Genomic DNA, 6,822 nt, shown 5'->3' with positions numbered 1-6,822 from the left:
TCAGATTGCTTAATTAGCATTTGCCATTCTTGATTGGTGCGACGTTTTCTCATTTCAAATCTCCTCTTGGTTGGAGACCTGATCTTATTATTTGTGCTAGGCGATTAGAATGCGGGGTTTATGGTGCGCTTACGATGTAATAGTAATGTATCGTATGAAGGACCCAAGTGGTCCCGCCGAGTATACAGCCGTCGCCACTTCTCTATGTGTTGTTGAAGGTGTCCATACTATTGATCAATACAGAAACGAAGAAGAATTCGTGACAGAGTGCGCCAAATTTAGCGTTTTCAATGAAGTGGAACTACGAACGATATACAGAGAACGTAAATACACGTATATCGTTAACTTTACTTACAACGTAGCACTACCTAAACGACCTAATCGAAGAAAACTAGCTGATGAAGTTGGATTAGATAGACAGGAACGTTGGAGTTGCTTACCACTTTCTGATGAGCAATTCCAACGCATCTTAAATGTGTCCGAAGTTAATCAGAAATTCCTGAAGTTTTAAGCCAAACAAAGACTTGAGTTTAACTCTATATACTTAAATGACTGAGGGGCTTTAAAGCCTCTCTCTTTTTTGTATGGATCTATCGGATTATCATACTTTTTGAAATCTTTGATTTGAATAGCGTAAGCTACTTCTCTATTTGAAAAGTACTCGTCAAAGAATGATTTCTTAATACCAGAGGCAGATTTTGTTTCTTCCCATAACTCTTCAGGATGCTTAGCTAAGATATCCCCGATAGTGAACTCACCAACAATCTTACCTTCTGGCATAGTCGAATAAATAACTACCGATTTAACATCAGGTCTTTTAAAGATAGCTTTACGGTATTCGAACAATTTCTCTCCCGAGATTATCTTTTCAACGAACTCTGGTTTAATCGACAATAAGGCTTTCATAAATCAACTCTCAATTTTTCTAGGTGCGAATCTTAAACGCATATCGCTAAAATTTCATCAGAAAATCTGACAGTGTGCGACTTTAAGCTAATAAAACATTGTATAAATCAAAACTCTTGGCACTGTTTAAGCACACAGTATTCGAGTGCTTTTTTCTATGTCTATCCGAAACTTAAAAGACGGTTCTCCCAAGCCTTGGATTTGCGACTGCTACCCAAACGGACGTGGCGGTAAACGCATCCGCAAACGCTTTGCAACCAAAGGCGAAGCAATTGCGTTTGAAAAGTTCACCATGAAAGAGTTGGATCAAAAGCCATGGTTAGGAGCAAAAAGCGATTATCGACGCCTCTCTGATGTTATTGATATCTGGTATCGCCACTATGGGCGAACGCTCGTGAATGGCGATGTGATTTACCAGAAATTTACGTTGATGGTTGAAGCTATGAACAACCCTATTGCCTCTTTGTTTACTGCAAAAATGTATGGTGAGTTTCGCAGCTTACGCAAGGCTGGCCAGATCAACTTTGTTGATCACCGGTGGCAAAAAGGCGCTCCTAGCATATCCACCTTGAACTCTGAGTTAGCTCGATTTAGAGCCGTATTTAGCAAACTCAAAGAACTAGGTGAATGGGATTTACCCCACCCACTCGAAGAGTTAAAACCATTTCGAGAAACCGAGCGGGAAATGGCATTTATACCTAAAGAAAAGCTACCTCTACTCATTGAACTAGTTGCCCAACACAAGCGACAAGATATGCTCAAGATCGTTAAAATTTGCCTAGCTACTGGTGCTCGATGGAATGAAGCCGCTCAGCTGCGTGGTAGTCAACTAAGCAAATACAAGATCACGTATACCAATACGAAAACTAAGAAAAATCGCAGTGTGCCAATCTCTAGTGCGCTTTATGATGAAATCTACAAGCCAGGATCAGGTAAACTGTTTGAAGAGTGCTACACGCCGTTCTGCTACATTCTGAAGGAAAAGTTAGGTATCTATTTACCCAAAGGGCAAGCATCGCATGTACTTCGTCATACGTTCGCAAGTCACTTCATGATGAATGGTGGCAACATACTGGTACTAAGAGATGTTCTTGGTCATGCTGATATTTCCATGACTATGCGGTACGCGCATTTCGCCCCTGATCACCTCTCTGAAACGATAGAAAAGAATCCTCTCGCATTTCTTTAAATTTGCATAAATCAGAATAGAAATGCAATTAGCAGCTTTACTCAAAAATAAAAGTGTCTCAGGTGTAGACACTTTGTAGACATTTCCCAAATTTCAGGCAAAAAAAGAGCCGCTAATAGCGGCTCTCAATTATTCTTTTTTTACGAAAAGTGACCGAATCACTCTTTACCGTAAACGTTGTTCTCTTGCTCTTGTACGCGGATAAATGTTGTACGCTTCGTTAGCTCTTTAAGCTTTGCTGCACCTACATATGTACACGTTGAACGTACGCCGCCAAGGATGTCTGAGATGGTGTCGTGCACTGTGCCACGGAATGGCAATAGTACGGTTTTACCTTCAGCTGCGCGGTATTTTGCAACGCCACCAGAGTGCTTCGCCATCGCTGATTGTGAAGACATGCCGTAGAACTTCATGAACTTCTTACCATCTTGCTCAATCATTTCGCCGCCTGACTCTTCGTGACCAGCTAGCATACCGCCAAGCATTACGAAGTCAGCACCGCCACCGAACGCTTTTGAAACGTCACCCGCACATGAACAGCCACCGTCACCGATGATCATGCCGCCTAGGCCGTGCGCTGCGTCACCACACTCGATGATTGCAGAAAGCTGTGGGTAACCAACACCAGTTTTTACGCGTGTCGTACATACCGAACCAGGACCGATACCCACTTTAACAATATCTGCACCCGCAAGGATAAGCTCTTCACACATATCACCTGTTACTACGTTACCAGCAGAGATAACTTTGTCTGGGAAGGCAGCGCGTACTTTTTCTACGTACTCGACTAGGTGCTCTGAGTAACCATTTGCGATATCGATACAGATGAAGATTAGCTCATCAGAAAGCGCCATGATGTCTTTAGTCTTCTGGAAGTCTGCGTCAGATGTGCCAGTAGAAACCATCACATTGTTTAGCTCAGTAGTATTCGCACCTTTAACGAATTCAGCCCAGTCAGCCACAGTGTAGTGTTTGTGAACGGCTGTCATTACACCATGCTCAGCAAGGGCTTTAGCCATTGCGAAGCTACCCACTGAATCCATATTCGCAGCGATTACAGGTACACCAGACCATTGACGACCGCTGTGCTTGAATGTAAACTCGCGGGTTAAATTTACTTGAGAACGACTTTTTAGAGTTGAACGCTTAGGGCGAAACAGTACATCTTTGAAACCCAACTTAAGTTCTTGTTCGATACGCATTGTGTAATTCCTTGATTCATATAGCTATGTGTCACAGCAGAGTGCGTTAGTAACAACGTTGGCAGACGTTATTACTGTTTCTCGGACACAAAAAAACCGGAGCGTTGGCAGACGCTCCGGTTTTCAGCATTATAGGTTGCGATTTCTTTATCGCAAGACTGATATTTCAAATTTTTTTGTGATACAGTTGGGCGAAATTTGCATATCCAGCACACCCTCTCTATTCACTTCCATATACAAAAGCTTATCTTTCATTAAGTTAACTATGCTTCGCTATTTTTCCTTACGCAAAGGTTTGCGCAATTTTAATACAGCACTGTCTCTATAATTACAAATGCGTGATCAAAATCACCAAATAAGAGCCCTGTTCAAGCTCAAAATTCGAGTAAAAATTTCAGACTTTTTAGCGACTATTTAGGCAAAAATGCAAAAAAACACTCATTCCGACTGAAGGTGATTCACTACTACCCTTAATGCACCTATGACATCAGATGCGCTTAAACCAACGATGCCATTCTGTTTAGCATTTAAATCAGCAGCATAACTATGAATCATTACACCTATCCTTGCCGCTAGACTCACGCCAAAACCCTGCGCTAATAAAGAAACTAAAATGCCTGTCAACGCATCCCCCATGCCACCGGTGGCCATACCTGGATTGCCTGCACCACACACATAACTATGACTACCGTCATGAATAATTGTCCCGGCACCTTTAAGGACGACAACGCCACCATATCGCACTTGTAATTTTTGCGCTGCTTGATATCGGTTGCTCTCAACATCATTGACTGTACAACCTAGCAACAGCGCCGCCTCTCCCGGATGCGGAGTAATGATACGCTTGCTGTCACGGCTTGGATGCTGCGAAAGAAACCGCAATGCATCAGCGTCTAGCACCTTAGAGGTTGAAGATTGACGGACTTTTAAAAATAGCTGTTTAGCTCGCTCGCTATGTCCAAGGCCAGGTCCCAACGCTATGGCATCGCACCAGTCGAGTCGCTCACCGATATGAATCGATTCCCACGGAGCGAACATCACTTCTGGGCTGGCAACTAAACCTGCCATTACATTGCGTTCATCAGTCAAGCACGCCGTTAAACCAGCCCCAGTTTTTAGGCATGCCTTTGATGCAATGAGAATTGCGCCACCCATGCCGAAATCTCCTCCTATAAGCAGCGCTTTACCTAAAGTGCCTTTATGCGCGCAGAGATCTCGTGGTTTTAAAAGTGAAAGTAGTTGTGGAAGATCCCAATAGCCGACGGCGGAATTTTGCTGATTAAAATATCGCTCGATGCCAAGTCCAGCGCAAGATAAACTACCTACATAACGACGTGCTTGTCCGGTCACTAACCCTTGCTTGATGCCAATAAAAGTTACTGTGTGGGCAGCTTGAATACTCACGCCTAATGGCATGCCTGTATCGCTACACAAACCCGACGGAACATCGACTGCGATGACAGGAAGCCTAGCTTGGTTGACCTTGAGAATAACACCGGCGATAGCATCTCTAACTTGACCTTGTAAACCCGTTCCAAGTACAGCATCCACCGCAACATCATAACTGCCAAGTTCAGGTTCATTCGCAAGCAATCTCCCTCCGGCAGAAATAAAATCTTGATAGGCTTTTTGCGCATCACCCGTAAGTAGTTTGGGCGATTTCAAAGCAAACACATCGACCGTCATCTCTTGTTGCAGCGCAAGCTTAGCAACCACATAGCCATCGCCGCCATTATTCCCTCCCCCGCAAAGAACCAATACCTTTGCCTTTTGACTATATTGCGTGAGGAGCAGCTCAAATACACTCTCGCCAGCCGCCAGCATCAGCTGATACATTGAGACGCCCGCAGAATTTGCCGCAGCCACTTCACCTTGCTTAACTTGCTGGGCTAGAAACAACCTTCTCGGTTGATACATAAAAACTCCTCAAGCTTGATATTCAGCAGTAACGAATACTAAAAAGGCTAGCATAAGCTAGCCTCTGATTATGTGGTATAGACTCAATTAAGCTTGTTTCGAAGCCAATGCCTCTGCAGTCGCATCTTGAACTGATAAAAACAGCGAGCGTATTTCACCGGTAGGAGTGCGCATCGGATTAAGCGTGATGTTTTGATACATATAGTCTGCTTGCTGTGTCACAGGGCGAACGTTACGACACTTGAACAAAAATGGTCTCTGCTGCCAAGTAATGAAGCTTCGGCAGCCAAGATCGTAAACAGGCTTAGTTTTGAGCTTAAACCACTCCGCAGGGATCTCTGGAAAAAGCTCGAATATCGATTTACCTATCGCATCATGGGCTTGGATACCGCTATGGTGTGTCATAAACCCATTCCAAACTTGTACATTATGGTCACGGTCGAGTACCACTAGGCCTAAATCAACATTCTGTACCATGTCGACCATCCAATGGAACTGTTCAAATTCTGCGGGTAGATGCAACATTACAGTTCCTCCATTAGATAAGAGAGCTTGTTGTCGAGCAAAGGTAACGATTCGTCTACAAACATAAATAGCAAATCACAACGAATTGACGTGCCATCGATCTTATAGCTCACTTCAAATGTCATTGTGCGTTTAAAACTCCCTGCAGTTGAGCTAATCACTGACTCAATCGGAATATGTTGCCCAAGCAGCACGGGCGAACTTTGGAAAAAGCGCACTTCTGCCTGTTGGCCAAGCCCGTTAAGGAATGAACCCACTAAAATGTTCGAGACATCCATTAACAGCTCAAGCTCTTCCAGCTCTTCACTGTCTGCAGGAACTTTCATCAGTTTTTTAAGATCAGCAACACTGGAGTCACTGAGCAACACCAATGCTTCGCCAGCTATCCCCTCACCACTAAAGCCTTGGCAAACACCTGATACTTGATCATTACTCGCCAAGTCTCGCAGTGCCATATGTAACTCACTCACCTCAAAGATATTCACGTTAGGTAGTGGCAAATGAACAAACACATCAAAGTGGCGCGCAAGCGCATCAGCTGCACGGCCTATCGCAACGTTCGCCACTTCCATATAAATATCACGGCGACGCAACGCTGGCGCCATAACCGGTTGAACAGGAACATAAGCCGCCGTGACTTTATCTTCTGGCGCAACTAAGTCAGCAAGAACTTGCTTTAATACCTGTTGATCAATTGGCTTTTGGATAAATGCTTTTGCACCCAAGGCCAACACACGCTCTTTCGCTTTGGGTTGTATATCACCCGAAACAACAACGACATTAATATTAATGCCACGTTTGTTAATCTCTTCTAACGTGCCAAAACCATCCAATTCAGGCATGGTAAGGTCAAGAAACATAATCTTAAACGTTTGTTGCTCTAGCTTTTCTAAGGCATCTTTGCCATGAACGGCAAATACTATCTCTGCGTTGAGCGATGCAGGTAATGAACGCGCCATTTGCTTACGAGCAAGAGCGGAATCATCACAGATCAATATCGGGAAAGACATCGTTATACTCACTGCTTAATTGGCTACTTTTCGACAAATTGTAACAGATCGAGCGCAGAGCAGGTATGATTTA

6 protein-coding genes are annotated in these 6,822 nt (G+C 43.9%); 1 reads left to right on the top strand and 5 read right to left on the bottom strand.

Annotated features, from left to right (window positions below; genetic code table 11):
- Positions 1-507 precede the first annotated feature (507 nt).
- Complete coding sequence (locus IRQ95_RS09130) at positions 508-906, bottom strand: ASCH domain-containing protein (protein WP_194436652.1); 399 nt, start codon at positions 904-906, stop codon at positions 508-510.
- A 157-nt stretch (positions 907-1,063) separates the two neighbouring features.
- Between IRQ95_RS09130 and IRQ95_RS09125 the strand changes: the two genes are divergently transcribed.
- Positions 1,064-2,095 (top strand): phage integrase, encoded by a 1,032-nt coding sequence (locus IRQ95_RS09125; RefSeq protein ID WP_194436651.1) that lies wholly within the window; start codon positions 1,064-1,066, stop codon positions 2,093-2,095.
- A 158-nt stretch (positions 2,096-2,253) separates the two neighbouring features.
- On the opposite strand, the gene IRQ95_RS09120 is transcribed toward IRQ95_RS09125, so the two are convergent.
- The 4 genes from IRQ95_RS09120 to IRQ95_RS09105 all read right to left on the bottom strand — a co-directional run bounded on the left by IRQ95_RS09120 (position 2,254) and on the right by IRQ95_RS09105 (position 6,749).
- Positions 2,254-3,297 (bottom strand): GMP reductase, encoded by a 1,044-nt coding sequence (locus tag IRQ95_RS09120; protein WP_194436650.1) that lies wholly within the window; start codon positions 3,295-3,297, stop codon positions 2,254-2,256.
- A gap of 438 nt (positions 3,298-3,735) precedes the next feature.
- Entirely contained in the window at positions 3,736-5,214 is a 1,479-nt protein-coding gene (locus IRQ95_RS09115; protein ID WP_194436649.1) for an NAD(P)H-hydrate dehydratase, read from the bottom strand.
- Between the two features lie 87 nt (positions 5,215-5,301).
- On the bottom strand, positions 5,302-5,739 hold the full coding sequence (locus IRQ95_RS09110) for a PAS domain-containing protein (RefSeq protein WP_194436648.1): 438 nt from the start codon (positions 5,737-5,739) through the stop codon (positions 5,302-5,304).
- Complete coding sequence (locus tag IRQ95_RS09105) at positions 5,739-6,749, bottom strand: response regulator (RefSeq protein WP_194436647.1); 1,011 nt, start codon at positions 6,747-6,749, stop codon at positions 5,739-5,741. The genes IRQ95_RS09110 and IRQ95_RS09105 overlap by 1 nt, the downstream gene beginning before the upstream one ends.
- Between the last annotated feature and the right edge of the window lie 73 nt (positions 6,750-6,822).

This window comes from Vibrio fluminensis (genome assembly GCF_015278125.1).
Classification (GTDB): Bacteria; Pseudomonadota; Gammaproteobacteria; order Enterobacterales; family Vibrionaceae; genus Vibrio; species Vibrio fluminensis.
This window is presented reverse-complemented; position numbering and strand designations above follow the sequence as displayed.